Source organism: Chloracidobacterium sp., assembly GCA_025057975.1.
Taxonomy (GTDB): domain Bacteria; phylum Acidobacteriota; class Blastocatellia; order Chloracidobacteriales; family Chloracidobacteriaceae; genus Chloracidobacterium.
Genome location: JANWUV010000012.1, coordinates 69,154 through 93,878 on the forward strand (window position 1 = coordinate 69,154; position 24,725 = coordinate 93,878).

The following is a 24,725-nucleotide window of genomic DNA, read 5'->3' on the forward strand; positions in this document are numbered from 1 at the left end:
GAACAGCGCCGATCTACACGCCCGGTTCAAGCGCGTTACACCCAATCCAACGCGCCTTTGCACCAAGCGTAGTAATAACCGACAACCAAGATGCCAATAAAAACGAAGGCTTCGATGAGTCCAAACAAGGCAAGCTGGTCGAAAATGACCGCCCACGGAAAGAGGAAAATGGTCTCCACATCAAAGATGAGAAACAGCATGGCGATGACGTAGTAGCGCACAGAGATGCGCTCTCGCGCGTCGCTAACTGGGTCTACGCCGCACTCGTAGGGCATCAGTTTTTCCCGTGTCATGACCGTTCGCCGGAAAAAGCGCCCAACCGTGAGCGCCCCAACTGGAATCGCCAACGCGATAGCGAACAGCAGAGCAATGGGAATGTAGCCCATAATGGGGCCGCGTACCGGTGCGTCCGTCGCCGCTTGCTGGAGGAGAAAGCAAACCGTGGAAACCATAGCGCCCGGACAATGGGCGAAGCCTTGGCGACTTTCTGTAACCCAGCGTACGTTGACGGCGGCTGCTCGGCGGCAGGCGTTCCGCCGCGCCGCACAAAGCGCAAGAAGTCCAAACCTGCTGGAGGTCACTTGTTCCAGGCGAATAGGCGTTGACAGCGCCGCAACCGTTCTCATACCTTACTGGCTTACGTTTTTCGTAAGGGCCGTTAGCTCAGTCGGTAGAGCAACTGGCTTTTAACCAGTGGGTCGCAGGTTCGAGTCCTGCACGGCTCATCTTGCTTTCCTAAAACAGGCAACGGGCGACAAACGCCGCCCGTTGCCTGTTTTTCCCTCCCTGGCCGTTGGGGAATCAATCCACCCCGGCGTAAGAGTGCAGTCCCGGCAGCAAGAAGCTCACGCCCAAGTACGTGAACAGCACGAAGATGAAGCCCAGCACGGCGAAGTAGGCTGACGTGCGCCCCTTCCAGCCGTGGACAATCCGCGTATGGAGATAACCCGCATAAGCTAACCACGTCACGAGCGCCCAAGTTTCCTTTGGATCCCAACTCCAGTACGTCCCCCACGACTCATTCGCCCACACGGCGCCCGTCACCAACATCATCAACAGCAGTGGAAAGGCGACCGAGACGGTCTTGTAGGTGAGGTCGTCCAGCGCATCCAAGCTGGGGAGTTTTTCCAGCATCTGTCGGCCGCGCCAGGCAAACAGAACAACAAAGGCCGTGCAGGCAATGAGCGTTAGAATGGCCGACAACTCAACTGGATTCGAGCTGAAGTTGATTTCCAGAGCGCTGGCGTTCTGGTTGAGCCAGCGCGCGCCTTCCGCCTGCAACTGCTGTGGCGCAAGCGTCGCCGGATCAAGGTCGGAACGCTTCGCCAACCATGCGCCGAAGGCTTGGTGCTGATTGGGGTTGATGGCGGCGTTGATGTCCATCGGCGACTTCATCCGGTAGAAAATCGCCCCGAAAATCAGTACCTGAACGATCAGCGCCGCCGCCATTAGGCGGTTACCCCACCGCCGGGCTGATTCGTTGTGGCGGAAGAAGTACATAGCCAGGGCAATCGCCGCCGCCGCGTAGACCAGCCAGCCAAGCTGCATCAGCGTTCCGACGCCGGGCAGCGTCGCCCGCAGCGAACCGCCGCCCGCCAGATTCAGCCCACTGCCCATCCACCGGACACCCAGCCCGTACGTTCCCGTCGTCAGCACCTTATAGTCGCCGATGGTTGCGTATGTCGCCAAGCCCAAAATCGCCACCCACAGCGCCATGCTCTCCACGCGGACGCCGTCTTTGAGCAGGTACAGCACAGCGATGCCAAAGCTCACCAGACACACCCCATAGCTGATGGCAGCGATGCTGACGTGAATCGGGCGCCAGTAGCTCCGCAAAATCGGCTGGAGGGTCGTCACTTCGCTCCCCAGAAAGACGACCAGTGTCAGCGTCAGCGTCGCCAGCGGCATCGTTACCGCCCCAATAAAGCGATACTTGTCGCGCGTCGTGATAATAAGACTGGCCAAGACGGCGAAGCCCGTGAACGCCAATCCGATGTCGTAGAGGTTGTTGAGCGGGTAGGTATGCGAAATCTTCTCCATCAACGGCAGCGTATGCCAGACGGCCTGCATCGCCGGTTTGGTCTTTTCAAATTCGATGTACTCAATCCACCGCAGGCCCCAAGCAGCGAGATTCATCATGTAGCCAAAGGCCATCGTCCCGATGCCGATGTGTAGCAGGAGCGATTCGCGCCCCAGCATCCACATGACGTACGCAGCGGTTGCGCCCAAGTAAGCTAGCAACGCCAGAACGGTTAGATTGCCTTCTTTGAGGACGGTCGGAACTAGACCTGAAGCGCGCATCAAAACCAGCAGGGTCGCCGCTGCGATTGGGACAATAAACAGCAAGCTGCGCGACCAAGCCGATTTTGTTTCTGGCGACGAAGCTGTAGAGGGAAGGGAAGACTCTAAGTTGAGTGCGTCAGTGGACATAGCTCATCCTCAATGATGGGTGAAACCTGCAAGCGGGCGAGTGGTTGAGGGGTCACGCCCGAAGTGTCCGCCCGGCGACGGCGCGCCACAGAACGTGTGAAACTATACCGACTGCGTTTCAGCGCGACAACCCATCGTCGGCGCTTGCCTGGCGCAGCCGGAATCGTTCACGGGAATAGTTCGCAAAAAGACATGGCTTCTACGTAAGCGTTGAACGCGGCTTTGCGCAGCTTCGACGCGGTGCGATAGGCTTCGCTAACCTCAACCGAGACAGGAATGTCGGACAAGTCATGGCCATCTTTGTGACAGGCGGCGCGGGATTCATTGGCTCGGCTTTTATTCGGGCCTGGGTGAAGCGACACCCGGCCGAGACCATCATCAACTTCGACAAACTGACCTACGCTGGCAACCTCGATAACGTCGCCGAGGTCGCCGACCATCCGACGTACCGCTTTGTTCACGGCGACGTTTGCGACGCTGAGGCGCTGCGGGCCGCGATTCCCGATGGCTGCGACGCCATTGTTCACTTTGCGGCTGAGTCGCACGTTGATCGCAGCATTCTGAGCGCGCGTGAGTTCATCACGACAAACGTCTTAGGAACCCAAGTGCTGTTGGATGTCGCCCGTGAAAAAGGCGTCAAGCGCTTCCTACACATTTCGACCGACGAAGTTGGCGGGAGCATTCCCGACGGGCAGTTCTTCGCGGAAGACTCGCCGCTTGCGCCGAGCAGTCCGTACGCCGCAAGTAAAGCCGCCGCCGAACACTTGGTTCGTGCAGCGGCGCATACGTTTGGGTTGGATGTGGTCATCACCCGTACAAGCAACAACTACGGCCCTTACCAGTTCCCAGAAAAACTCATTCCGCTGGCGCTGACCAACGCGCTGGAGGATCGGCCGATTCCGGTGTATGGCGACGGGCGGCAGGTGCGCGACTGGATTCACGTGGACGACAACTGCGCCGCCTTGCAGATTGTGCTTGAGCAGGGTCAACGCGGCGCAACTTATCACATTGGCGGGCGGTCACCCCTTGAGAACCGGACGGTACTGACAATGCTGCTCGATTTGTTGGGCAAACCAACTTCCCTGCTGACCGAGGTAGCCGACCGCCCTGGCCACGACCAACGCTATGCAGTGGATTGTTCCAAGATTGAGCGTGAACTAGGTTGGCGTCCGCGGATACCGTTTATGGAGGGTTTGGCGCAAACCATTGCGTGGTATCGTGAACATAGCGATTGGGTGGCGCGGGCGCGCAGCGGCGAGTATCGGCGCTACTATGCTCGGATGTACGGTGGGCTGTAGATGCGTCCTGTTTTTTTCAGACATATGCAGGCATGCTTAGTACGGCCGTTCGGTAAGCCTTCCGTCGGCTGCCGAGTACCCCTTACCAGCCTCCGCGTAGAACCGCCGACGGTCGTGGTGGATGCTCCTGCTACATTTTCTCGGAAGTGGTCTGGAAGCCTGTGCCCCAGGCGGCTCGCCTGCTTAGGGTTTGCGGATGGTGAGCAACTCGCCGCGTCGAAATCGGTCAGAAACCCGCGGATTGAAGCCCCGAACCTGATACGGTAGGTGCTGCTGCGGCTGAACCGGAATCTCCACTTCCGCGCCCACTTCCACATCCGTCGTCTGTTGCTCGTTGCGAAAGGCGCGAAACTCAAACTCGATTTCCTGCACTGGCTGCGACGCCGTAAACGTGACGCTCTTGGCAATGTCCTTGACACGCACATCGGCAAAGCCGGTCTGCCCAAAAGGAATCGCCACGAACGTCACTTCGTAACTGCCTCGGTCACCGTCGTTTAGGTCTAGCCGGGCGATGACGCGCAGCCGCGCCAAGTTGCCGTATTCCGATGCAACGATTTCCGGCGGATCAAAGCGAAAGCTCTGAATGCTGACGCGCGGCGGGACTTTGACGACTCTGCCGACCGGCGACTGCGCGACCGCCGGCCGGATTAGCATGCTTCCCAACATTGCGCCGACGACCAACGCCCGAACGATGCATGACGGCTGCATAGAGCAATCTCCTAACACATTGAGGTTGACGCCTGACCAACGTCGGCGGCCACGGCCGCCGCCGCGATCTTGCCGGAAAGTAGGACAAGCGGAATGCCGCCGCCGGGATGCGTCCCGCCGCCGGCGAAATACAGTCCTCGTGCTTCGCGCGCCCGAATCGGCGGCCGCCAAAAGGCGTTGCGCAGGCTGTTGGACGAAAGCCCGTAAATCGCCCCGCGATGCGCGTTAAACCACGTCGCAAACCGCTTGGGTGTTAGTATGTCCTCAAAGACGATGTTCCGCGCCAAACCTTCCAGTCCGGCCGCCTCCAGCCGCGCCACAATCTGGTTGCGGTACGCTGGCGCGATGTCGTCCCAGTCGTAGGCGTTGCAAACCGCCGGCGCATTGACCATCACAAAGAGGTTTTCACTGCCGGGCGGCGCTTGCGTCGGATCGGTGCGACTCGTCGCGCAAACGTAAATCGTTGGGTCGGCGGGCGGCGTCAAGCGGTCAAAAATGTCGGCGAATTCAGCCGGGTAGTCGCTTGAAAAAAAGATGTTGTGGTGCGCCAGCGCGTCAAACTTCCGCGCTGTTCCCAACAGCAGAATAAACCCGGAACAGGACGGCTCAATGCGCGCCAGACGGTCGTCGCTGTACGTGCGCCGCCGGACGCCGGGCAAGAGGCGCGCGTAGGTGTAGAGCGAATCAGCGTTGGAAATCACGGCGTCGGCAGGCAGGAAGTCGCCAGCCGCCAACCGAACGCCGCGCGTTCGCCCTGCCTCGACGACAATCTCCGCCACGGGCGTGTCGGTGTGGATTTGAACGCCCCCCGCCTGCGCAACCTGCGCCAGCGCTTCGGCGATGCGGTACAACCCTCCGGCGACGTACCACGCGCCAAACGCGAACTCGACGTAGGGAATCAGGCAGAAGGTCGCCTGCGCCCGATACGGCGACGAACCGTTGTACGTCGCATAACGGTTGAACAACTGCCGCAGATAGGGGCTGGTGAAAAACTCGGCCGTCCGGTCGGCGACCGTCTTGAACGTCGCCAAACGTGGTAGCTGGCGCAGCAGGCGGCCGTCGAGCCGTCGCCACAAATTGCGCCAGTCGCGGAAGTCATTGAACAAAAACACTGGCGCAGTCGCGGTGTAGAGGTCGGCACCGTAACTGAGAAAGCGAAAAAACGCCGCTTCGTCCTCCGGCGCGAGCCGGCGCAGCTCGGCGATGGTCTTCGCCAAGTCGGACGACAAATCAAGTCGTGCGCCGTCGGGCCAGCGGTAGCGGCAAATCGGGTCCAGCGGCTGAAGCGTGAGGTAATCTTCCAGCCGCGCGCCAGCGACGGCGAAGGTGTCCCGGAGAATGTCGGGCAACGTCACCAGCGACGGGCCGGTGTCAAATGAAAAACCGCCGGCGACAATCCGGTTGAGCTTGCCGCCGACGGTGGGGTTCTTTTCAAGGATGCAAACCTGAAAACCGCGCGCCGCCAGATGGAGCGCCGCCGCCAGCCCGCCCAATCCGGCGCCGACGATGATGACACGCTGCGCGTTCATGCGCCACATCCGCCGGGACTCACCCGACGGTTGTTCGACGGATGGTGGCGCGTACCGCCGGCGTCGGCCCGTCCGGCGGCGTCTCCACCGGAACAATGTGCATGGGCGGCATCCGCACCAGCGCGTGGGCGGTGTGCGTCGCCATATGCTCGCGGATGTACTCAACCAGCGCCATCATATGCTGGTGCATTTCTTCCATCCGGTCGCGCATGCCAAGGATGATCTGGACGCCAGCCAGATTGACGCCCATTTCGCGCGTCAGGTTGAGGATACACCGCAGCCGCTCTAGGTCGGCGTCGGTGTAGTAGCGGGTGTTGCGCGCCGTGCGGGACGGAACAAGCAGGCCCTCCCGCTCATACATGCGAAGCGTCTGCTCATGAATGCCAAACGTTTCAGCCACTACGCCAATCGAGTACCGGCGTGGCTTAGTTTGCTTCCGGCTGCGTGTCGTCATGGCTTGGGCCCCTACAAGTTGAGGTCACTCAACGCCGAGCGACTTCCGTGGATTTTCCGGGTTCAAGCGTTCATACTGACGCAAGAGCTCCTTGGTTTCTTCGCTGATGACCGAAGGCAGGACAATCTTGACTTCAACGTATTGGTCGCCGCGCGTACCGGGACTGCGCAAGACGGGAAAACCCTTCTCCCGCAGCCGGAATTTTTGACCTGATTGCGTCCCCGGCGGAATCCGCAACTGGGCTTTGCCGCCGACGGTCGGCACTTCAATCTTGGCGCCCAGCGCCGCCTCTGGGACGGTAATCGGCACGGTACAGTAAATGTTATCCCCTTTGCGCGTAAAGAACGGATGCGACCCGACATTAGTGATAAGGTACAGGTCGCCGGGCGGGCCGCCGTTGACGCCAGGATAACCCTTGCCCGCGATCCGCACCTTCGAGCCGTTGTCCACGCCGGCCGGGATGCGCGCCGTAATGGTTTCCGCCGGCCGGCCACCCATCGGTGGGAGCGTCACCTTGACGGTCGTTCCCTCCATCGCCTCCTCAAACGAGATCGAAACCGTCTGTTCGATGTCGCGTCCGGCTTGGGGAAACGGCCCCCGGGCGCTTCCGCGCATGCCGCCAAACATTTCCGCGAAAATGTCCCGAAACGACGTAGCGCCGCCAAAGTCGAAGTTGCCGAAGTCAAAGGGAATGCCGCCGCCAGTTGCGCCGCTTTTCGCCGCCTGCGCATGCGCCTCGGTATAGACTCCGAAGCGGTCGTACACTTTCCGCTTCTCCTCGTCGCCCAGCACGTCAAAGGCCTCGGAAATGCGCTTGAACTTTTCTTCCGCCGCCTTGTCGCCGGGGTTCAGGTCCGGGTGGTACTTGCGCGCCAGTCGGCGGTAAGCCTTTTTGATTTCTTCCGCTGAGGCGGTTCTTGGAACGCCGAGCGTCGCGTAATAGTCCTGCTTCGCCATGACTGCCTCCGCTATCCAGTCGGGACTAAGCGTCAGGGCTGAGCCAGCTGTGCCCCAGCCGGCGCGACTGGGGCACAAGCCGTCTCATGGCGCTTGGTCACCGCTTGTCGTCCACATCAACGTATTCGGCGTCAATTACGTTGTCGTCACCCTTGCCGGCGTCTTGGCGGCTTGCGCTGGCAGCCCCGGCGGCGCGGCCGGCGGCGTCCTTGTACATCATTTCAGACACTTTGTAGGTCGCCTTTTGCAAGCGGTCGCACAGGCTGTTGAGTTCTGACAGCGACGCCGTTTCCAACTTCGACTTGGCTTCGGACAGTGCGCTTTCGATCTCCGACAGTGTGGACGACTCGATCTTTGCACGATTTTCAGCGACCAACTTCTCGGTCGAGTAAATCAGCGAATCGAGCCGGTTCTTGGCTTCGACGCGCTCGCGCATTTCGCGGTCTTTCGCCGCGTTGGCTTCGGCCTCGCGCACCATCCGGTCAATCTCTTCCTTAGTGAGCCCGGAGCTGGAGGTGACAGTAATCTTCTGCTCGCGGCCCGTTCCCAAATCTTTCGCCGTGACATTGACGATGCCGTTGGCGTCTATGTCGAAGGTGACTTCGATCTGCGGGACACCGCGCGGCGCCGGTGGGATGTCCACCAGCCGGAACACGCCGAGCGTCCGGTTGTCCCGCGCCATCGGACGTTCACCCTGCAAAACATGCACTTCGACCGAGGTTTGGTTGTCGGTCGCCGTCGAGAAAATCTCGCTCTTGCGGGTGGGAATCGTTGTGTTGCGCGGGATCATGATCGTATTGACGCCGCCCAGCGTCTCAATCCCAAGGCTCAGCGGCGTAACGTCGAGCAGCAGGAGGTCTTTCACGTCGCCAGCCAGCACCCCTGCTTGGATGGCCGCGCCAATCGCTACTACTTCGTCGGGGTTGACTGACCGGTTGGGTTCTTTGCCAAAGAACTCCCTGACCAGTTGCTGCACCCTGGGGATGCGGGTCGAGCCGCCGACCAGAATCACCTCGTCAATCTGGGAGGGCTTCAGACCGGCGTCCTCTAGCGCCTTGCGGCAGGGCTCAAGCGTGCGCTGGAGAATGTGCTCCACCAACTGCTCAAACTTCGCCCGCGTCAGCTTCATCACCAGATGCTTCGGCCCAGAAGCGTCCGCTGTGATGAAGGGCAGGTTGATTTCAGTTTCCATCGCGGACGAAAGCTCGATTTTGGCCTTCTCGGCGGCTTCCTTCAGGCGTTGGAGCGCCATCTTGTCGGACCTTAAGTCAATACCCTGATCCTTCTTGAACTCGCTGATAATCCAGTTGATGAGGCATTCGTCCACGTCGTCGCCGCCAAGGTGCGTATCACCGTTAGTGGACTTGACTTCGACAACACCTTCGCCGACTTCCAGAATCGAAATATCAAACGTCCCACCGCCGAAGTCGAAAACGGCGATAGTTTCATCTTTCTTCTTGTCCAGCCCGTAGGCCAGCGCCGCCGCCGTCGGCTCGTTGACGATGCGCTTGACTTCCAGACCGGCGATTTTACCGGCGTCTTTGGTGGCCTGCCGCTGGGCATCGTTGAAGTAGGCCGGAACGGTGATGACGGCTTCTGTCACCGGATGCCCCAAATAGTCTTCCGCCGCCGTCTTTAGCTTTTGCAACACCATGGCGGAAATCTCCGGCGGGGCCCATTCCTTGCCGCCGCCGACCAGACGCACATCGCCATTCGGCCCTTCAACAACCTTGTAGGGCACTTGTTTGATTTCCTCTTTGACCTCGTTGAACCGGCGGCCGATGAAACGCTTGACGGAATAGAAGGTGTTTTCCGGGTTGGTTACGGCCTGCCGCTTGGCGACCTGGCCAACCAGGCGACTTCCGTCCTTGGTGAAGGCGACAACCGATGGCGTCGTCCGTGCTCCTTCTGAGTTGGTGATGACGACCGGTTCACCGCCTTCCATAACGGCGACCACGGAGTTGGTTGTCCCCAAATCAATCCCGATGATTTTCCCCATACGTTACACTCCACTCATCGTTGAAATGCGGTTCACGAAACGCGGCTGGATGGTGGGTGACAGCCCGCCGGCCGGCGTTGGAACTTTTATGCCGCCACTATAATACTTGAGTCCAGTGTTGTCAACTTTATTTTAGTGCCGTAGCTTACCGACGCGGCAGGCGGCGCTTCTTAGTCCGCAGCGTCATCTGAGGATCGCCTGCCACTAACAACAATCGCCCGGCTGTTGTCGTTACGGCTGGTTGCGGCACGTAACGCACCGTAAACCACCGCCGACGAACTTCATCAGTCAAGATGGCGGCCGCATTAGTTTCGTCCAACCGAAAAGCCCGCCCGCCGGTGTCTTCCGTCAGTCGGCGAATTACTTCCACCGGCTTCGGGCCAAGCCGCTTGGGACGTGGTGCGCCGTAGGTGCGATCCTGCGCCTGCCAGGCGTACAACACCACGTCCACTGACTGTAACGCCGCCAGCGCATCCTCAAAGGTGGTTTGCGAACCTTCGTCGTAACCGTCCGAGAGCAGCACAATCACTCGTTTACTGACAGTTGTCGCCGGACGAAAAACATCCTCCGTTACGGCCAGCAAGGCGTCATAGAGGCGGGGCGTCGAGCGTTTCCGAAACAGTTTTGCTCCAGCAATGAGCCGGCTGGCATCTTCCGTCAGCTCACACAAGATTTCTGGCTCTTTGGCGTACCCGACCAACATCAACCGGTCGCCGGTGAAGAGTTCTCGAATCAACGACCGCGCCAGTTGTTCCATGTCGCCGACTTCAACCTGAAACGTTGCCGAATTGTCCGCCAAAAAGACGATAACGGCGGCAGAGGGATCGGGTTCGACGCTTTCAATGATTTGCTCTGTCCCAGCGTCGTAGAGCGTCATATCGGTCGGCGTCAGGCGAATCGGCGGCGTGTCTGGTGCTGGAACCTGCGCGATGACCGTCAGATGAGCGCGTGGCGACTGTTCCCCACCGACGCGACCCGACTGCGCCGCCGCTCGGCTGCCGGCGACGCTGATGACTAAACCGAAACCAAAACCAATCTGTTCGATGAACGTCCGCCGGTTCATCACTTGCGCCGTATCCCCCGGAGTTCTGGGTCTTGCCGGCTGGTCTAAAGGCCAGAGATGTAGCACTTTAGGACTGCTGAAGACGCCGTCTCGCCAAAGTCTGCTGTCCAACGACGACTCACAGGATGCTAGAGTAACAACCCACCGCAAAGTCTATTCAACCGACCGATGCCCCACCATCGCTTCTACGCGCCGTTGGAAAACTTTACAGCCGCCGAGGTGTACCTACCCGACGACGAAGCCCACCATGCCGTTCACGTTCTTCGCATTCGTGTTGGCGAAACCGTCAATGTTTTTGACGGTCAGGGCCGCGCCTTCTGTGCTGTCGTGACGGAAGCCTCCAAACGCGGCGTCCGTCTAGTACCGGCCGAACCGCTCCCATCCAACGAGTCGCCGCTTGACTTGACACTTGCCGCCGCCCTACTCAAGGCCGACAAGTTTGAGTGGGTGATCCAGAAGGCTGTTGAACTTGGCGTTACCCGGATTGTCCCGCTTGTTACCCGCCACGTCGAGCCAGGGCTTGTGCGCGGACTCTCCGCTGAACGTCTTAGCCGTTGGGCGCGCATTAGCCGTGAGGCGACAAAGCAGTGCGGACGCAGCCGCCTTACGCCCGTCACGGCGCCGCGTCCGCTTGCCGAAGTGACGGCAATGGAAGGGGTCAAATTCTTTTTCACCGAGCACGGCGGACAAAGCTGGAGTCGCATTGTCAAAGGCATAGACACGCCACCGTCGGTAGTGACAGCTTTTGTCGGACCAGAAGGCGGCTGGAGCCATGACGAGCGGACACGGGCTGTCGCCGACGGTGCGCATTTGGTTACACTGGGAAGGCGCATCCTGCGGGCTGAAACGGCGGGCATCCTTGCTGTCGGCTTACTTCAGTCCGCATTTGGTGATTTTGTTGACGACTAAGCTGGCTTTCCTTATGCAAGGAGCGATGAAAACTGTTGATGACGCTTTGCTCAAGGTTTTGGTGTTCGGTCAGTGTCGTGCGCTGGTTGGGGCGGACGCCGCGCCGGTCCAGGTCGCTGTCCCGACGACGGCGGGGGCCGTCCTTGACGCCGTATGCGAACAGTACCCACAACTTGCCCCGTTGCGTGGCAGCCTGCTGGTCGCCGTCAATGAAGCTTACGCCCGCGCTGAAACCCCAGTTGAAAATGGCGACGAAGTCGCTGTCTTTCCACCAATCGCCGGGGGCTAAGGTGCGATGACAGCGAGCGAACCCTCCGGCGACATCATTGCGCTGACGTATGAACCAATAGATACGGCGGGGATTGTCCGGCGGCTGATTCGTCCTTCGGTTGGAGCTGTTGTGACCTTTGAAGGCGTTGTCCGCGACAACCTACACGGCCGCCGGACGCTCTACCTCGACTATGAGGCCTATGAGCCAATGGCCCTCAAGATGCTTTGGCGAATTGCCGCCGAAGCGCGAGACAAGTACCCCGACCTTGACCGGCTGGCGCTCGTTCATCGGCTTGGACGGTTACAACTTTCTGATACCAGCGTCCTTGTTGCAGCGACTTCACCCCACCGCGCAACGGCGTTCGACGCCTGTCGCTTTGGAATTGACCGCATTAAGACGCTGGTTCCGATCTGGAAGCACGAATTCTTTGAGGACGGCGACGTATGGGTGGAGGGTGTCCGCCCGATGCTCGATCTGTAATCTCCGATTGCGCCCGCACTGTCTCCAAATGGCCGGGCGGCCCGCGGACAACAGCTGTAACGAACAGCTGTCGCCTGCGACCCTCCCTCCCCGGTACCGTAAAGTCAGATCATACCCTGTGCTTCTTGGGTAAAGCGTCGCACCGTACGATGACCGAAGAAGCGCCGAAGCTCATCTACGGCTGTATTGAGCAAGCCTTGGCTGTTCAGGAGCGACCGCACGTATTGGGGCGCTAAGGCTTCCTGGATCGGCTCAAACCCGTGCTCAATCAGACTCCAGCCGGGACGGAGTTTCGAGGCCATGCCCTCCAACAACGAAAGGCTTCGAAAGACGTAGACCAATTCGGGCGGCAGGTTCAGTCCCAACTCCCGCGCCATCCGCTCAATAGCCAGCCCGACGCCTAGCATGCGGTTTTGCGCATCCAGCCCACGCCGGTGGAGTCGGATAATTTCCTCAATGAAGGCGTGAATCCGGCGGCGGTTTGTGCCTTCGGCGACAATGCCGGTTTCGTAGAGACCGTCCACCAGCCGTTCCCGGTCGCCACGCAAGCCAGCGACAACAGCGTCTAGAATGGCGGTGCGCATCTCACGCGACAGACGGCACACCATGCCGTAATCGAGTAGGATCAACTGCCCGCCATCCCCAACAAGGATGTTGCCAGGATGCGGGTCGGCATGGTAGACGCCGGCGACAAAAATCATTTCGGCGTAAAGCTTGACCAGCCGAGCGATAAGATCATCAAGGTCGAAGCCGGCGGCCCGCAGACGTTCTACATCGGTAAACTTCACGCCCGGACAGTACTCCATCACGATAACCTGCGGCCCGGAAACCTCTGGGTAAATGAGCGGCACGATGACGTCTTCCCGCCGAGCCAGAATCCGCGCCATCATCTCCAAGTTTTCCATCTCGTTTGTCAGGTCCAGCTCCTGCGCCATCCCCTTCGAGCCTTCAGCGATGGCGGTGGACAGCATGCGGGTCAACGAGTTGGAAAAATGCCGATCAAGCTGGCGCATGACGAAACCGGCAATTTTGAGGTCAAGCGCCATCTGCGCCGGAATATCCGGCCGGACGAACTTGACGACGACATCCTGCCCTTGCCAGACCGCGTAGTGAACCTGCGCCAGCGACGCCGCCGCCAACGCCTGCTCATCGAAGCGATCAAAGACGGCCTCCAGTCGCATGCCGTAAATGGTTTCGAGGGCGCGACGGGCTTCCTTTCCGGGCAGTGGCGTGATGCCGTCCTGAAGCTTGGCAATTTCCTCAATATAAACCGCCGGTACGAGGTCAGGGCGCGTGCTAACCAGTTGTCCGAGCTTGATGAAAGCCGTACCGAGCGTTTCGATGTGCCGTTTGATGGTCTGCGCCCGTTGGCGGTGCATTGCTTCGGAAACTGGGCGCGGCGGCCCGAAGACCAAGTAGCGTCGGCGGTCACGGACAAACGCCAATGTCGTCGGTAAGGTTAGGCGGAGCATGGTGCTTGCCCGCCGAGCGAGCCGCACCTGCTGCGCAAAGGACATAAACCGCGATGGAGAACGAGGCGACATGCTTCCAAGCTTCGGTGTCGACAGTGGGCTGTTTCTATCGTCCATCACCAGACGACAAAGTGAAAGTCATATCTTCAAGGGGTTTGCCGTCCGCTCGGCAGCGTTCGAACTGAAGGTGTGGGTAAGACACTGTAATGTAGTCACCGGGCGCAAGCCCAAGACACCGAATGAGGCGCTCGATGCTCGTCGCCTCTCCCTCAAGTTCGACGAAGCACCCAATAGGGGTTTCATCAAACATTGCCCAGAGTTCGATACCGTCGGCATGACGCAGGCGGTAGGTCGTCCGAAACTTTTGGTAGCGGAAGGTTTTCTCAAACCCAAGCTTTTCAAGCAAGCGCATAAGGGCGGGGCCATCGGAGACCGTGACTTCAATCTCTTCACGTACCTTGACGCCGCTGGGCGGAGTTGCGGCGGGTTTGCCTTTGTGTGTTAGCACTGCTCCGTCCTTGTCGTCGCGGATGCGCACCCGCAGAGCCTGGCGTGTGTTGAACAGCAAGCGCGCTGGGGTATCGAAGAGCCAGTTGTCTTCAAAGTGGCGTGGGGCGACAAGTTCAAGCGTGCAGCCGGCCGCCGTCAGTCGCTGGTGCAGCGCGTCGAGCGTCGGTCCGGCCAACTTAATCTCGGCTTCGGTGTGCGTCATAAGTTTTTTGGTCAACAACCGGGGAATGGTTTGGTTTGCCTGCAAGGCAGGGAAACCCGTGTTCAGACATGGTTTTGGAAGCAGTCGCGGTCGCAGCTTCCGGTATCGTACACCGTCGCGCCAGGCTCATTCGATGAAGCGCTGGACGCTAGAGGGCAGCGCGTTTGGAGCAACACCCTGTATGCACTCTGTCTTGAAGCCCCACTGTGGTGTACATATGCTTCACGCCGTGTTCTTCTCACTGGGCAACCAACCGTCCTGAAACCCGGAGGCGGGCGGCGGGTGAGGCGGACTAGTCGTCGTCCGCATCTGAACCCTTTCGCCGGTCGCTGCAACCTTGAGGTGAGCACCCACTATGCCGGATCCCACGCCAAATCAGCTTGAAGCACCGGCGGCGTCGGAGGTGGCCGTCGTCAAATTCACGAGCGGGGACTTCTCCTTTGTTCATCCTGCAGATTGGCAAGCGACGCCCGTCGCTGGTTTCCAGTACGGCGTCCGTGGCCCGAATGGGATGACGGCGCTGTTTCGGTCGGTCTCTGTTCGCTCGTCACCGACGCCAGAAGAAGAAACCCTAGCGGTCGCCCTCCAAGATTTACTGGAGCACTTGCCGCCGGTCGTCCATGGGGACAAGTTCACCACCGGGTTTTACACTGGTTTGACGGCGCAACTTGAAGTCGTTTGGCGGGAAAACCCTTGCTTGCTTTGGGTGGTCGTCATTTCTCAAACGGGCGCGCCGTCGTCCGCCACGTCGCACGGCGTGCTCATCATCGCCGTCCCGACAGCGGAAGTTGAGGCGGCAGAGCAAGACGCGCGCTTGATTCTCGATAGCTTTGCCGTCGGCGGGCAGTCAGTGACGGATGCCCGAATTTCTATGAGCCGCGTTGAAGCGGTGAGCTTCGATCCGAGCGCGTACATTGAAACACGCCGTCTGAACGACAGCGAAACCGATGTCTCGACGTTGGAGGATTTGCCGTCGCACACGCCAGAGCGGAAGGCGTCGCCGGATTGGCGGATCACGGTGAGTACGCTGACGGCGAGCGAAGGGGGGTACGCCGACGGCCCGCTCACGGTGGCAAAGTTTTTGCGCCCGAATGGAATTACCTGCGACCCACAGGGCAACCTCTACGTGGCGGACTTCGGCGGCCACCGGGTTCGTCAGATTTTAGTGGACGGACTGGTACGGACGCTGGCGGGCAGCGGACGAGCCGGACATCGGGACGACCTCGGCTTGCTGGCCGAATTCAACGGACCGCGTGGCATTACCTACGCCGCTGGGTATCTCTACATCGCCGACCTGAACAACGCCTGCATCCGCCGGATGACGCTCGACGGGATGGTGACAACGCTAGCCGGTGATGGTGTTGAGGGGACGCGCGACGGCGTGGGTAGGCAGGCGCGTTTCAAGTCGCCGCGGGCGGTCGCCGTAGACGCTCTCGGTACGGTCTATGTCGCCGATGAAGCCCGCGTGCGGTGCATCACGCCGGACGGTATGGTGACGACGTTGGCCGGTAGTGAGCCAGGGTATATGGACGGCCCGGCGGCGGTGGCGCGGTTTGATACCCTGAGCGGGTTGGCGCTTGACCGGGTTGGCAACCTGTACCTTGCCGACGCTGGCAACCGCCGGTTGCGTAAACTCAGCCGTGACGGGCAAGTGACGACGCTTCCAGTCGGGCCGGAAAACCAACAGGACGTTCCAATTTTGCATCCGGTCGCCTTGTGTATCGGCCCAGACGGAACGCTGTACGTGCTTGACGCCGCCGATTTTTCCCTCAAGGCAGTGTTACCGGGGGGCGCAGTGGTGCGCATCGCTGGCGGGCAACAGGGAAGCCAGGATGGGGACGCCGCTACAGCGCAGTTCTGGATGCCGACGGCGCTGACGTTTTTCGAGAATCGGTTGTACGTTACCGACCGCGAGCGGCATGCCATCCGGTTGGTTCGCCTTCAGAGCCTGGACGAGGCTGAGACAACGCCGAATCTGCCGGAAGAACTTCCTGTACGGTCACCGCGGCCGCCATCGCCTGAGGATCAGAGGCAGACGAAGCCTTCAATGACTCCAGTGTTACATGCTAGCGCCCTCTCATCGCCGCGCCGAATTGCACCCTTCGCCGCCCAAGTTGGATTGGGCACCGCCGACATCGCCGACTTGGTGGTAGAAGTTGTCGCAGGTGGCGAGGTCGGACTCAGGGACGGCTTTGGCGTTGCCGCGCAGCTCAATCACCCGGTTGGGCTAGCGATGGACGCTGACGGCACGCTGTTCATCGCCGACCACTTTAACCATGCCATTCGCATGCTGACGCCGGGCGGGGAAGTACGAACGCTCGCCGGCGGCCGCCAACGCGGTTTTCGGGATGGCCGTGGCGCGGAAGCCGAATTCAACGGCCCGCTGGGCATTGCCGTCGGCGCGCAGGGGCAGATTTACGTTGCCGACCACCTGAACGCCCGCGTACGGGTTGTGACACGCGACGGCGAGGTGCGTACGCTGGCGGGGACAGGCATTGCCCGCATCGAGGACGGCCCCTTGGTGACCGCCGCCTTTGAGGGTCCCAAAGGTGTTGCGGCTGACCTGCACGGCGGCGTCTATGTCACCGATGGTGTGACGGTACGGCTCATCACCCCAGATGGCTACGTACGCACCTTGGCTGGGCGGGAACGCGGTTTTCGAGATGGCGTCGGCGAGCGGGCGATGTTTGGCTGGGTGTATGCCATTGCGCTTGATGTTTCCGGTCTGTGCTTCGTGACGGACGCCGCTAACCACGCCGTCCGCTGTGTGTTCCCGGACGGCACGGTAAAAACGGTGTTCGGCGGCGGCGAGATGCGTCACTTGAATTTTCCAAACGGATTGGCGCTCGACGTGTACGGCAACCTTTATGTCGCCGACACCAACCACCATCGTGTTTTACGGCTGACGCCCGACGGTAACGGTGGCTACACGTCCTCGCTGATTTGTGGGCGCGGGCGCGGGCGGCAGGTCGGCCGAGCGCAGGAAACCGAATTGGATGCGCCGCGCGGTATTGTTGTCGGCTTCCAGCACGACTTGTATATCGCCGATTCCAACGCTAACCGCATCCTTCGAGTGTTCCCAGTAGGGCAGTCCGTCCGGGGCATGGCTGCGCCGTCCGCTGGCGTCCCAGGGATGGAACCGCACCACCAAGGCTTAGCTCAAGCGCTTGGTGAGGCTGAAACGGCTAGCGGAGAACAGCTCCCAGCCGACTCCCTGCATGAGTCAAGCTCCACGCCAGTGGAGGTGTCTAGGTTTGCGGAACAGATGGAGCGCTTTACGGAACAACCACTGACGCCGCTCCCACTGCCAAGCCACCGCCGCTTAGAGCCGGCGTCCAGCGTCGCTCCTCAAGTCGCATCGGTCGCTGCTTCTCAAGCTCGTCCCCGACACGTCGCTGCGACGGTACTGGGTTGGGGTGTTGAGGTATCGGGCAACACGCTCATTCGCACTGAGCCGGACGGCTCGCTTTTGCTTGATACGACCTACAGCGCGGAAAACAGCGCGTTTTTCTACCTGCCCTGGAACGTGACGGCCGAGCAGAAAGTCGTGGTTGAGATCAAAATGCAGCTTGTCGCTTATGTCGGCGAGCGTGACGCCACCGGCTGCGCCGTGTGGTTTGAAAACGACCGCTATGCTGACGCTCTGCTCATTCAGCCGGATGGGATTCGCCTGCTGCGCACGCCGGATTTGGCCTACGCCTGCAATCCATGCGCCGGGATTAACACCTATACCGTTATGTTGCAGGGTGGTGATATTCGCATCGCCTTCAATGGCGTTGAGTGCATCGTCGGCCTAGGCAGGTTTTGGGTGCGCCCGGCGGCTCGCGACGGTCGTCCACCGCGTCGCTGGTTGGCGTTTGGTGACGGCTCGGCGACCGCTGGCAGCATCTCACGCTGGCAGAGCGTGACCTACTACGTTGTTGACGAGGAGACCTTACCGCTGGTCACAGAGGGATAGCGGATTTGAAAACCGTTTTCGGTTTGAAGTAAGCTCGCTTCAGAAACTTTTTGTAAGGAGCGGCTGAAGCGTGCGCCTCTACCGTCACAAGCGTAAAAACAAGTGCTGTAAGAAGTACAAGAAGTCCGGCAAGCCGTGTAAGGGGTGCCCGAAGTTTTGATGGTGTGTCCTGTGGTGGCGGGGGTGCGGAACCTCTGGTCATTGCGGCTTGCACAGCTGACTTGTGCAACTGCTCGGCCTAAATTCTGCATGCAGGCCTCTGAAGAGGTCGAGGTATGCATTCACCGTTAAGCACAACCAGTTTTTTCGTCGGCCGAGGGGGCGGCTAAAAAAAGCATGGGCGCGAGGCTGGATACCTCGCGCCCGTTTTTGTCGGAAGCGGTTGCGCCGCCCGGCGGCTTAGAAGCGCACCTTCAGGCTGAACTGCATAATGCGCGGGCCACCGACCGTATTGTTGATTCGCCCGAAATCGCCCGAATCCTGCAGATCATTACCGGGCAAGGCGAAGTTGACATTGTTGAAGGCGTTGAAGACATCCCAGCGGAACTCGACGCCAACGCGCTCTGTAATCGCCGTGTTCTTGGCCAAGCTGAAGTCCACGCGCTTCTGGAACGCCCCACGCAGGACATTCCGGCCGAGGTTGCCGTGGCCGCCCAGCGGCGACGCCAGCGCCGCCGGATTGAAGAACTGCTCAGTTGGATCGGGTCCGCGCCGCCGCAGATCACGAATGGTTGCTCCCGGTGCAAGGTTCGGCCGCCCAAAGCCGGGACGGAACAAGCCACCCGATCCAAGCCGCAGACTTGTAAAGTTTGCGCCGTTTGGTCCAACAGAGGTGAGTTCCGGCTCACCGGAGAAGATGCTGAACGGTGCGCCAGACTGCACCTGAATGAACGTCGAAAGCGCCCATCCCTTGACAAAGCGGCTGTTGGAGCCAAAGGTCGGAAAGTCATACACCGCCGTCGCGCTGAAGCGGTGCGTCCGGTCAAAGTCGGACGGGCCGCGATTGGCGCGGAGATTGCGCGGATTGCCCGACGCCACAAAGCCGGTGTTTGGCGTGTCGGGGCGGGCGTTCCCCGCTGTACTGCCGGGGTCAGCCGAGATGTCGTCAATTGATTTTGACCACGTGTAGGCTGCAAAGTAGCTCAAGCCGCCGTACGATTCGTTGAAGCTGAAGCGCTGCTGCGTCGTCAACTGCAACGAGTGATAGATTGAACTTGCCGATGAGGTGAGCAGGATGGCTTCGGGGATGTTCAACCCCAAGTACAACCCGCGCGCCTCAAAGGGAAGCACTGAGCCGGCCGCGTTCGCTAGATTAAGGTCCATCGTCCGCCGTGGATCGCCAACTGGGAACGCCGGATTCGGGAAGCCGAACGCGCGTCCCATGCCGCGCTCACGCGCCGTCGCGCCAGGATTGAGCGGGCCGTTCGGGCTGCCAGCGGCGACATACGCCCGGTTGAATCGCTCATAAATCAGGTCGGGTGTACTGGGGTCGTTCATGTCAAACACGGGGTTGAGAATGACCGCCTGCAACAACTTCGTGCCCTTCGTGCCGATGTAGCGCGCTTCCACAATCCAGTCTTTGCGCAGTTCGTACTGGATGCCAAAGTTCCACTGCTGGATGTAGGGCGTCCGCAGCCGGCGGTCAACCGCGCGGAACTCAAAGGTTTCCGCAATGTTGCCGAGGAATGGCTGTCCGGTCGCCGGGTCAATCGGGTTAAGCGAGCCGTCCGCCTGCCGGGTCACGCCCGTGCCGTCGCGGATTTGATACGTGCCGGTTGCGCCGGCAGTGCGCACCACGCGTACGCCCGGAATACCCTGCGCCGGAATGCCGGTGAGGAACTGGAAGAAGGGTGTGTTTGGGTTCTGCTGCGAAAACGCTGTGGTGAACGGTACGTTGCCCGCCGGCGCGGTCACTTCGATTTCACGCAGGTGCGGGTAGTTGCTGAACACCGTGTTGATAAAGGCCGCCGATGGACGGTCGTAGAAGAAGCCGTAGCCGCCGCGCACGACAAAGCGTCCGTCGTTGAACGGGGTCCAGGCAAAGCCTAAGCGCGGCGCAAAGTTGTTCCGGTCGTCATTGATGGTGCTGCGCGTACTGGCGCGCGGCGCCCGGTCAATTGAAGCGTCAATCGCGTTGAAGCCAGTCGGCTTCGCGTTGGACGGCACGACAAAGCCGCCAATGATGTTGTTGGGATCGGTGACAAGGTCGGGGTAGAAGTTCCCAAATCGCCCGCGCTTTTCGCTCGGTGTGCCGAAGTACTCGTAGCGCACGCCGTAGTTGAGCGTGAAGTTGTTTGTGACGCGCCAGTCGGCGGCAGCGAAAAAGCTTAGGTCAAAGAACCGGAAGTTTTTCTGGGTGAAGCCGTATTGCGTGTCGGCTTCCGTCACCCGACCGGCGAGGAACTGCGTAAAGTTTTCGAGCTTTTCAAACTCAATGCCCTGTTCCTCCGGCAGGTCAGTGTCGAAGAAGTGGCGCTTGAACTCGCCCCCGAAGCGGAACGTCTGGTCGCCCTTGACCCACGTCAGCGTATTGAACAGCGAATACGTGTTTTGCAGCCGCTTGTTGAAGGCGTCGTTCGGGCCGTTGATGGAAAAGTTTCCTGCCCGCGTGATGATGCGCGGGAGACGGAAGGAGTTAATGCTGGAATCAAAGATGGAGGCTGGGTTGAAGGTACGCAGATCTGGCGCATTAAACGTCCGGGCGATTTCATCCGGCTGTACGATAAACGGGTTGTCGAGCGCCCGCGAGTTGCGCAGGCGGAAGTAGCCGAACCGAAACTCATTGATGAGCGTCGGCGAGAAGGTGTGTACGTCCGAAACCGCCACGGAGTAGTTCTGGTCGGCGCGGCGAATAGTCGCCGGCGAGGCAAGGTTGGTCGGGGCTGTGAAGGGATCGAAGCCCGGAAAATCGGCGAAGAAAAAGATGCCGCTCAGGCGGTTGTTGCCGGCGATTTGCCAGTCAATGCGCGAGGTGACCTGATCCTGCCGGAAATCGGCCGGCTGCACGATGCGATCCTGAAGCATTGGGTTGCCGCGCGTCCCGCCCGCCGGGCCAGTGTTGACGTTGCGCGTTGTGCCGGTCGCCAAGTTGGTAAAGGTGACAGTGACGGCGTTGCCGGTGACGTTGACCGGCAGCCCCGGCAGCCCCGTGCCGCTGTCCGTTCCAACGAGGCGGGCGTTCGGTCCCGGAATCGGAATCAAGAAGCCGCCGGTGACGGGATTCCGCCGGTTGAGCAGGTTGAGCGCCACCGGACTAATTTCCGACGGCAGCAAATTGAGACCCGGATTGAGTTGGTTGACAGCCGCTGCGATGCGCGCCGCCGAGCGGTCGCTGCCGATGAGTTGGAGAAACTGCGGCAACACCGTGACGCTGCTCGCAGTGGGTACAAACGCCGTGCTGGCTTGCGTCCGCTGGTAGCCGCCGAAGAAAAACAGCCGGTCTTTCAGGACGGGACCGCCAATCGTAAAGCCGCCTTCATTGCGCCGCGCGCGCGGCCGCTCAATCCCATCGCGGTTAAAGAAGAAGTCATTGGCGTTGAAGACTTCATTTTGCAGGTAGTGATAGGCCGAGCCGTGAAACTCATTCGTCCCGCTTTTGGTCACAAGCTGGAAGTTGCCGCCGCCGGAGCGTCCGGTTGAGGCGTCGTAAAGGCTGGTCTGGAGCTTGACTTCCGAAAGCGTTTCGGGGGCGGGCGAGATGTTGCCGTCCAGCGAGCCTTCGTTGCTCGTAATGTTGGTGGCGTCAATGCCGTTGAACTGCAAACTGGTGCTCGTCGTGCGCGTGCCGTTCACCGCCGGGGACACATTGCCGTTGCCGTTGATGGAAACGGGCGGCAGGTCGGCCGCTACGCCGGCTTCAGTCGAAAGCAGGTGCGTGAAGCTGCGGGTCGAGGTCGGCACTTTCGTGAGTTGTTCGGCGTTGATTTGCCGGAACGTCGCGGCGGTCGTTGTAACGACCTGCAACGGCACGTCCTCGGTAATCGTAATCGTCTCGGAAATCGCGCCGGTTTCGAGCTTTACGTCAATCGTACGCGGCACGGCCGCCTCGACTTCGACGCCCTTGCGGTCAAGTTCCTTGAAACCATCCCGGCGGTAGCTGATCTGGTAAATCCCGGTCGGCAGCACCGGCACGAGCCAGCGACCGTTGTTGTCGGTTTGCACGGTGCGCTCGACGCCGGCGTCCGACTTGACGGTGACGGTGACGCCCGGCAGGGCTGCGCCGCTTGGGTCCTGTACGACGCCGCCCAGGCTGCCGGTCGCCCCGACTTGCGCCGACGCGGTATCAACCACGCCAAACGCCAAGGCGACCGTCCATGCGGCGACGCACACCAGACGGGTGATGCGCTGTCTAAACATAGTCCATCCTCCTCGGAAGCCCAAAAGAGAGGCCGTTAAGAACGGGAGCCCGACCTTGCCGTGGGCAAAGCGGGTCACTTGTCTGTAAACGGGACGGACGCTAGACAGCGCAGGTAACATTCCTTCTAACAGAAATGTTACGCCATCTTTCTTAAGTGTGAACTTAATGTAAACTGACTTCTAGGTATGTTGCGCAAGTTTTGTGCAAGTGTAGCAATACTCCGGGGTAGACGGCGTCAACGGCCTGGCGTCTGTTGGGGAATGTCGTCTACGCCAAGGCGAGCTGACGCGCTACCTGGTCTCGGAAAGTCCACTAACGTGGAGGCGTTAACAAGAGTCGCTGGAGCGCTTGGGCGTCAACGTCGTCGGGGTTGAGATCGAGCGCCTGTCGAGCGTGCGCCGCTGCGCGTACGCGGTCTCCTTGCGTCAACAAGATGCGCCCCAGCAGGACATGCGCCGCTGTGAGCTTGGGATTCCAAAACACCGCCGCCTTGAGCGCATTGACCGCCGCCGGTAAATCTCCCCGCCGTTCGTGGACGCGCCCCAACAAGAGGTGAGCTTCGCTGTAGTCGGGAGCGAGTTGAATAATCCGCCCTAAATGCTCGATCGCAACATCGGACTGGTTGGCCAGAAAGGCGGATTGGGCGACGCGCATCAGTTCCTCAACCCGCTGCATGGTCGAAACGCCCAGAAACGCTTGCTGCCGGTTTTGCTCCTCGCCGCGCGCGTAGCGGTGAAAGGCCTCACGGTTGAAGCGCATCTTGAGATACGGCAGCCAAGGCGGTTTGCCGGATGTTTCCCACTTGGCGAAGTCCGGGGCGTACCGCTTGGCCGCCTCCAGCGCGGCGGTTGCATCGCCGGCGCGGCCGAGCTTGGCGTAGCTTTTGCCCAGAACGTACCACGCCCGTCCCTGCTCCGGCGAACGCTTGGTCAGCGTTTCCAGCGGCGTCAGCGCCTCGGCGGCGCGTCCGTCGCGCCAGAGGGCGTAGCCGTAGTTGAACAGCGCCTCGTCATCCGTGGGTACGGTGTCCGCCGCCAGCTTGGTCAGACGCGCGGCCTCGGCGAAGTCACCCTTTTGCATGTACGCCACGCCAGCGTTAACATAAGTCTCAAACAACGGCATCGGCGCCAGCAACGCGCCGTGCGTCTTGACGGCCGCTTCCGTTTTGTTCGTCAGAATCTGGCAAACGCCAAGGTAGAAGTTGGCTTCCAGTCCGCGCGGGTCGGTTGGACGAACCCGTTCCAGCCATGACAGAGCTTCGTCGTAGCGTCCGGCGCGATAGTGAATCAGGCCCAACTCAAAGTACGCCTGCGGGAATGTCAACTGAGCGTTGCGCGTCGCCTCTTCGATGGCGCGAATCAGCAGCCGTGTGCGGTCGGAGGCATCCTCCGTCGCCAGCGCCTTGACGTAAATCTCGTAGGCGCTCGGCGCAATGCGCGTCGCCCGCGCGATGAGGCGGTCGCGTGAAAACGGCAACGCCGGATTGCGCTGGTAAAGCAACGCCCACGCCAACTTACCTTGGATGACCTGCAAATCGGCCAGCGGCGCACTGAGAGTGTGTTCACTTCCCAGCAACTTTCCCTCGCGCAGAGAAATCATCTGCGCCCGAACCGTCAGTGTGCTGTCCTTGCCTTCGCCCGTCACCATGTAGGAGCCGCGTACGAGGAGGTCGGCGCCGACGGCCTCGCCCAGCTTGATTTCCGTGGCGCGTGTCAGTAGCGCCGTCCGCGAGAGACCAAGCTTTTCATAGGCGAGGTGGCACTCGTCAAGCGGCACGGGGATTAGGCCCGGCGCGTCAAGCAGTTCGGACATCGTGACCGTGAAGCTTTCACGAATCCAGTTATGCTCTGGTCGCGTCGTTGTATGTTCAAAAGGTAGGGTGAGGACGACCTCGGCGGCCGTCGCCGTGCCGCCCGCCGGTGCTGGGCCAAAGCACAACCACGCCAAAAGCGCCGCTGGCAGTCCCCAGTCCAACCAACGCCGCTGGCTTCGCCGATGAACCGGCTTGCTTCGAGGCATGTTCACCTGCATGTTCAGTGCGTTCAGGCCTTCCCTTGAGATTATCAACCGACCGGCAAGTCTACCCCGCTGCGCCGTCTGTCGGAAAGCCGCATCGCAGACACCGCAC

Annotated in this window: 17 protein-coding genes and 1 tRNA gene; 6 read left to right on the forward strand and 12 right to left on the reverse strand. The window is 60.5% G+C overall.

All coding sequences use genetic code 11. From position 1 onward, the window contains the following. Positions 1 to 35: 35 nt before the first annotated feature. Complete coding sequence (locus tag NZ585_11440) at positions 36 to 452, reverse strand: NADH-quinone oxidoreductase subunit A (protein ID MCS7080641.1); 417 nt, start codon at positions 450 to 452, stop codon at positions 36 to 38. A 200-nt stretch (positions 453 to 652) separates the two neighbouring features. On the opposite strand from NZ585_11440, the gene NZ585_11445 reads away from it, so the two are divergent. Next, a tRNA-Lys gene (locus NZ585_11445) sits at positions 653 to 725 on the forward strand. 76 nt (positions 726 to 801) lie between these two features. Here the strand turns inward: NZ585_11445 and ccsA are convergent. Next, positions 802 to 2,430 carry a cytochrome c biogenesis protein CcsA gene (gene ccsA / locus NZ585_11450; GenBank protein ID MCS7080642.1) on the reverse strand — a complete coding sequence of 543 codons (1,629 nt, stop codon included), beginning with the start codon at positions 2,428 to 2,430 and terminating at the stop codon, positions 802 to 804. A gap of 290 nt (positions 2,431 to 2,720) precedes the next feature. Here ccsA and rfbB point away from each other — a divergent pair, with 290 nt between their 5' ends. Continuing rightward, complete coding sequence (gene rfbB, locus NZ585_11455) at positions 2,721 to 3,728, forward strand: dTDP-glucose 4,6-dehydratase (GenBank protein MCS7080643.1); 1,008 nt, start codon at positions 2,721 to 2,723, stop codon at positions 3,726 to 3,728. 183 nt (positions 3,729 to 3,911) lie between these two features. Here rfbB and NZ585_11460 read toward each other — a convergent pair whose 3' ends face one another. The 6 genes from NZ585_11460 to NZ585_11485 form a co-directional block, all read right to left on the reverse strand. Next, positions 3,912 to 4,436 (reverse strand): hypothetical protein, encoded by a 525-nt coding sequence (locus NZ585_11460; protein ID MCS7080644.1) that lies wholly within the window; start codon positions 4,434 to 4,436, stop codon positions 3,912 to 3,914. 11 nt (positions 4,437 to 4,447) lie between these two features. Then, on the reverse strand, positions 4,448 to 5,965 hold the full coding sequence (crtI, locus tag NZ585_11465) for a phytoene desaturase family protein (protein ID MCS7080645.1): 1,518 nt from the start codon (positions 5,963 to 5,965) through the stop codon (positions 4,448 to 4,450). Between the two features lie 19 nt (positions 5,966 to 5,984). After that, complete coding sequence (locus NZ585_11470; protein MCS7080646.1) at positions 5,985 to 6,419, reverse strand: MerR family transcriptional regulator; 435 nt, start codon at positions 6,417 to 6,419, stop codon at positions 5,985 to 5,987. Positions 6,420 to 6,443: 24 nt separating this feature from the next. Beyond that, positions 6,444 to 7,376 carry a DnaJ domain-containing protein gene (locus NZ585_11475; protein ID MCS7080647.1) on the reverse strand — a complete coding sequence of 311 codons (933 nt, stop codon included), beginning with the start codon at positions 7,374 to 7,376 and terminating at the stop codon, positions 6,444 to 6,446. A 97-nt stretch (positions 7,377 to 7,473) separates the two neighbouring features. After that, positions 7,474 to 9,375: a molecular chaperone DnaK gene (dnaK, locus tag NZ585_11480; GenBank protein MCS7080648.1), complete on the reverse strand. Its 1,902-nt coding sequence runs from the start codon at positions 9,373 to 9,375 to the stop codon at positions 7,474 to 7,476. Between the two features lie 145 nt (positions 9,376 to 9,520). Further along, positions 9,521 to 10,438, reverse strand: coding sequence for a VWA domain-containing protein (locus tag NZ585_11485; protein MCS7080649.1), 918 nt, complete (start codon positions 10,436 to 10,438; stop codon positions 9,521 to 9,523). Between the two features lie 168 nt (positions 10,439 to 10,606). On the opposite strand from NZ585_11485, the gene NZ585_11490 reads away from it, so the two are divergent. Genes NZ585_11490 through NZ585_11500 form a run of 3 tightly spaced genes read left to right on the forward strand, consistent with a single transcriptional unit; the run spans position 10,607 to position 12,098 of the window. Then, positions 10,607 to 11,347, forward strand: coding sequence for a 16S rRNA (uracil(1498)-N(3))-methyltransferase (locus tag NZ585_11490; GenBank protein MCS7080650.1), 741 nt, complete (start codon positions 10,607 to 10,609; stop codon positions 11,345 to 11,347). Positions 11,348 to 11,372: 25 nt separating this feature from the next. Beyond that, positions 11,373 to 11,636, forward strand: coding sequence for a MoaD/ThiS family protein (locus NZ585_11495; protein ID MCS7080651.1), 264 nt, complete (start codon positions 11,373 to 11,375; stop codon positions 11,634 to 11,636). Between the two features lie 6 nt (positions 11,637 to 11,642). After that, on the forward strand, positions 11,643 to 12,098 hold the full coding sequence (locus tag NZ585_11500; GenBank protein MCS7080652.1) for a molybdenum cofactor biosynthesis protein MoaE: 456 nt from the start codon (positions 11,643 to 11,645) through the stop codon (positions 12,096 to 12,098). Between the two features lie 104 nt (positions 12,099 to 12,202). Here the strand turns inward: NZ585_11500 and NZ585_11505 are convergent, their stop codons facing one another. Both NZ585_11505 and NZ585_11510 read right to left on the reverse strand, forming a co-directional pair. After that, on the reverse strand, positions 12,203 to 13,642 hold the full coding sequence (locus tag NZ585_11505; protein ID MCS7080653.1) for an AarF/UbiB family protein: 1,440 nt from the start codon (positions 13,640 to 13,642) through the stop codon (positions 12,203 to 12,205). A 34-nt stretch (positions 13,643 to 13,676) separates the two neighbouring features. Further along, positions 13,677 to 14,282 (reverse strand): class IV adenylate cyclase, encoded by a 606-nt coding sequence (locus NZ585_11510; protein MCS7080654.1) that lies wholly within the window; start codon positions 14,280 to 14,282, stop codon positions 13,677 to 13,679. A 355-nt stretch (positions 14,283 to 14,637) separates the two neighbouring features. On the opposite strand from NZ585_11510, the gene NZ585_11515 reads away from it, so the two are divergent. Continuing rightward, a complete protein-coding gene (locus NZ585_11515) occupies positions 14,638 to 18,240 on the forward strand; it encodes a hypothetical protein (GenBank protein MCS7080655.1) in 3,603 nt (1,200 codons plus the stop codon). A 399-nt stretch (positions 18,241 to 18,639) separates the two neighbouring features. On the opposite strand, the gene NZ585_11520 is transcribed toward NZ585_11515, so the two are convergent. Both NZ585_11520 and NZ585_11525 read right to left on the reverse strand, forming a co-directional pair. After that, positions 18,640 to 22,596 carry a carboxypeptidase-like regulatory domain-containing protein gene (locus tag NZ585_11520; GenBank protein MCS7080656.1) on the reverse strand — a complete coding sequence of 1,319 codons (3,957 nt, stop codon included), beginning with the start codon at positions 22,594 to 22,596 and terminating at the stop codon, positions 18,640 to 18,642. Between the two features lie 313 nt (positions 22,597 to 22,909). Next, positions 22,910 to 24,616 (reverse strand): tetratricopeptide repeat protein, encoded by a 1,707-nt coding sequence (locus NZ585_11525; GenBank protein ID MCS7080657.1) that lies wholly within the window; start codon positions 24,614 to 24,616, stop codon positions 22,910 to 22,912. Positions 24,617 to 24,725: the final 109 nt, after the last annotated feature.

Excerpts from the sequence above, each read along its gene's own strand:
- rfbB (MCS7080643.1), top strand. The coding sequence starts at position 2,721 with ATGGCCATCTTTGTGACAGGCGGCGCGGGATTCATTGGCTCGGCTTTT.
- NZ585_11525 (MCS7080657.1), bottom strand. The coding sequence starts at position 24,616 with ATGCCTCGAAGCAAGCCGGTTCATCGGCGAAGCCAGCGGCGTTGGTTG.
- NZ585_11495 (MCS7080651.1), top strand. The coding sequence starts at position 11,373 with ATGAAAACTGTTGATGACGCTTTGCTCAAGGTTTTGGTGTTCGGTCAG.
- NZ585_11460 (MCS7080644.1), bottom strand. The coding sequence starts at position 4,436 with ATGCAGCCGTCATGCATCGTTCGGGCGTTGGTCGTCGGCGCAATGTTG.
- NZ585_11510 (MCS7080654.1), bottom strand. The coding sequence starts at position 14,282 with ATGACGCACACCGAAGCCGAGATTAAGTTGGCCGGACCGACGCTCGAC.
- NZ585_11470 (MCS7080646.1), bottom strand. The coding sequence starts at position 6,419 with ATGACGACACGCAGCCGGAAGCAAACTAAGCCACGCCGGTACTCGATT.
- NZ585_11505 (MCS7080653.1), bottom strand. The coding sequence starts at position 13,642 with ATGTCGCCTCGTTCTCCATCGCGGTTTATGTCCTTTGCGCAGCAGGTG.
- NZ585_11475 (MCS7080647.1), bottom strand. The coding sequence starts at position 7,376 with ATGGCGAAGCAGGACTATTACGCGACGCTCGGCGTTCCAAGAACCGCC.
- NZ585_11485 (MCS7080649.1), bottom strand. The coding sequence starts at position 10,438 with ATGAACCGGCGGACGTTCATCGAACAGATTGGTTTTGGTTTCGGTTTA.
- NZ585_11490 (MCS7080650.1), top strand. The coding sequence starts at position 10,607 with ATGCCCCACCATCGCTTCTACGCGCCGTTGGAAAACTTTACAGCCGCC.
- NZ585_11520 (MCS7080656.1), bottom strand. The coding sequence starts at position 22,596 with ATGTTTAGACAGCGCATCACCCGTCTGGTGTGCGTCGCCGCATGGACG.
- NZ585_11440 (MCS7080641.1), bottom strand. The coding sequence starts at position 452 with ATGGTTTCCACGGTTTGCTTTCTCCTCCAGCAAGCGGCGACGGACGCA.
- dnaK (MCS7080648.1), bottom strand. The coding sequence starts at position 9,375 with ATGGGGAAAATCATCGGGATTGATTTGGGGACAACCAACTCCGTGGTC.
- NZ585_11500 (MCS7080652.1), top strand. The coding sequence starts at position 11,643 with ATGACAGCGAGCGAACCCTCCGGCGACATCATTGCGCTGACGTATGAA.
- crtI (MCS7080645.1), bottom strand. The coding sequence starts at position 5,965 with ATGAACGCGCAGCGTGTCATCATCGTCGGCGCCGGATTGGGCGGGCTG.
- ccsA (MCS7080642.1), bottom strand. The coding sequence starts at position 2,430 with ATGTCCACTGACGCACTCAACTTAGAGTCTTCCCTTCCCTCTACAGCT.
- NZ585_11515 (MCS7080655.1), top strand. The coding sequence starts at position 14,638 with ATGCCGGATCCCACGCCAAATCAGCTTGAAGCACCGGCGGCGTCGGAG.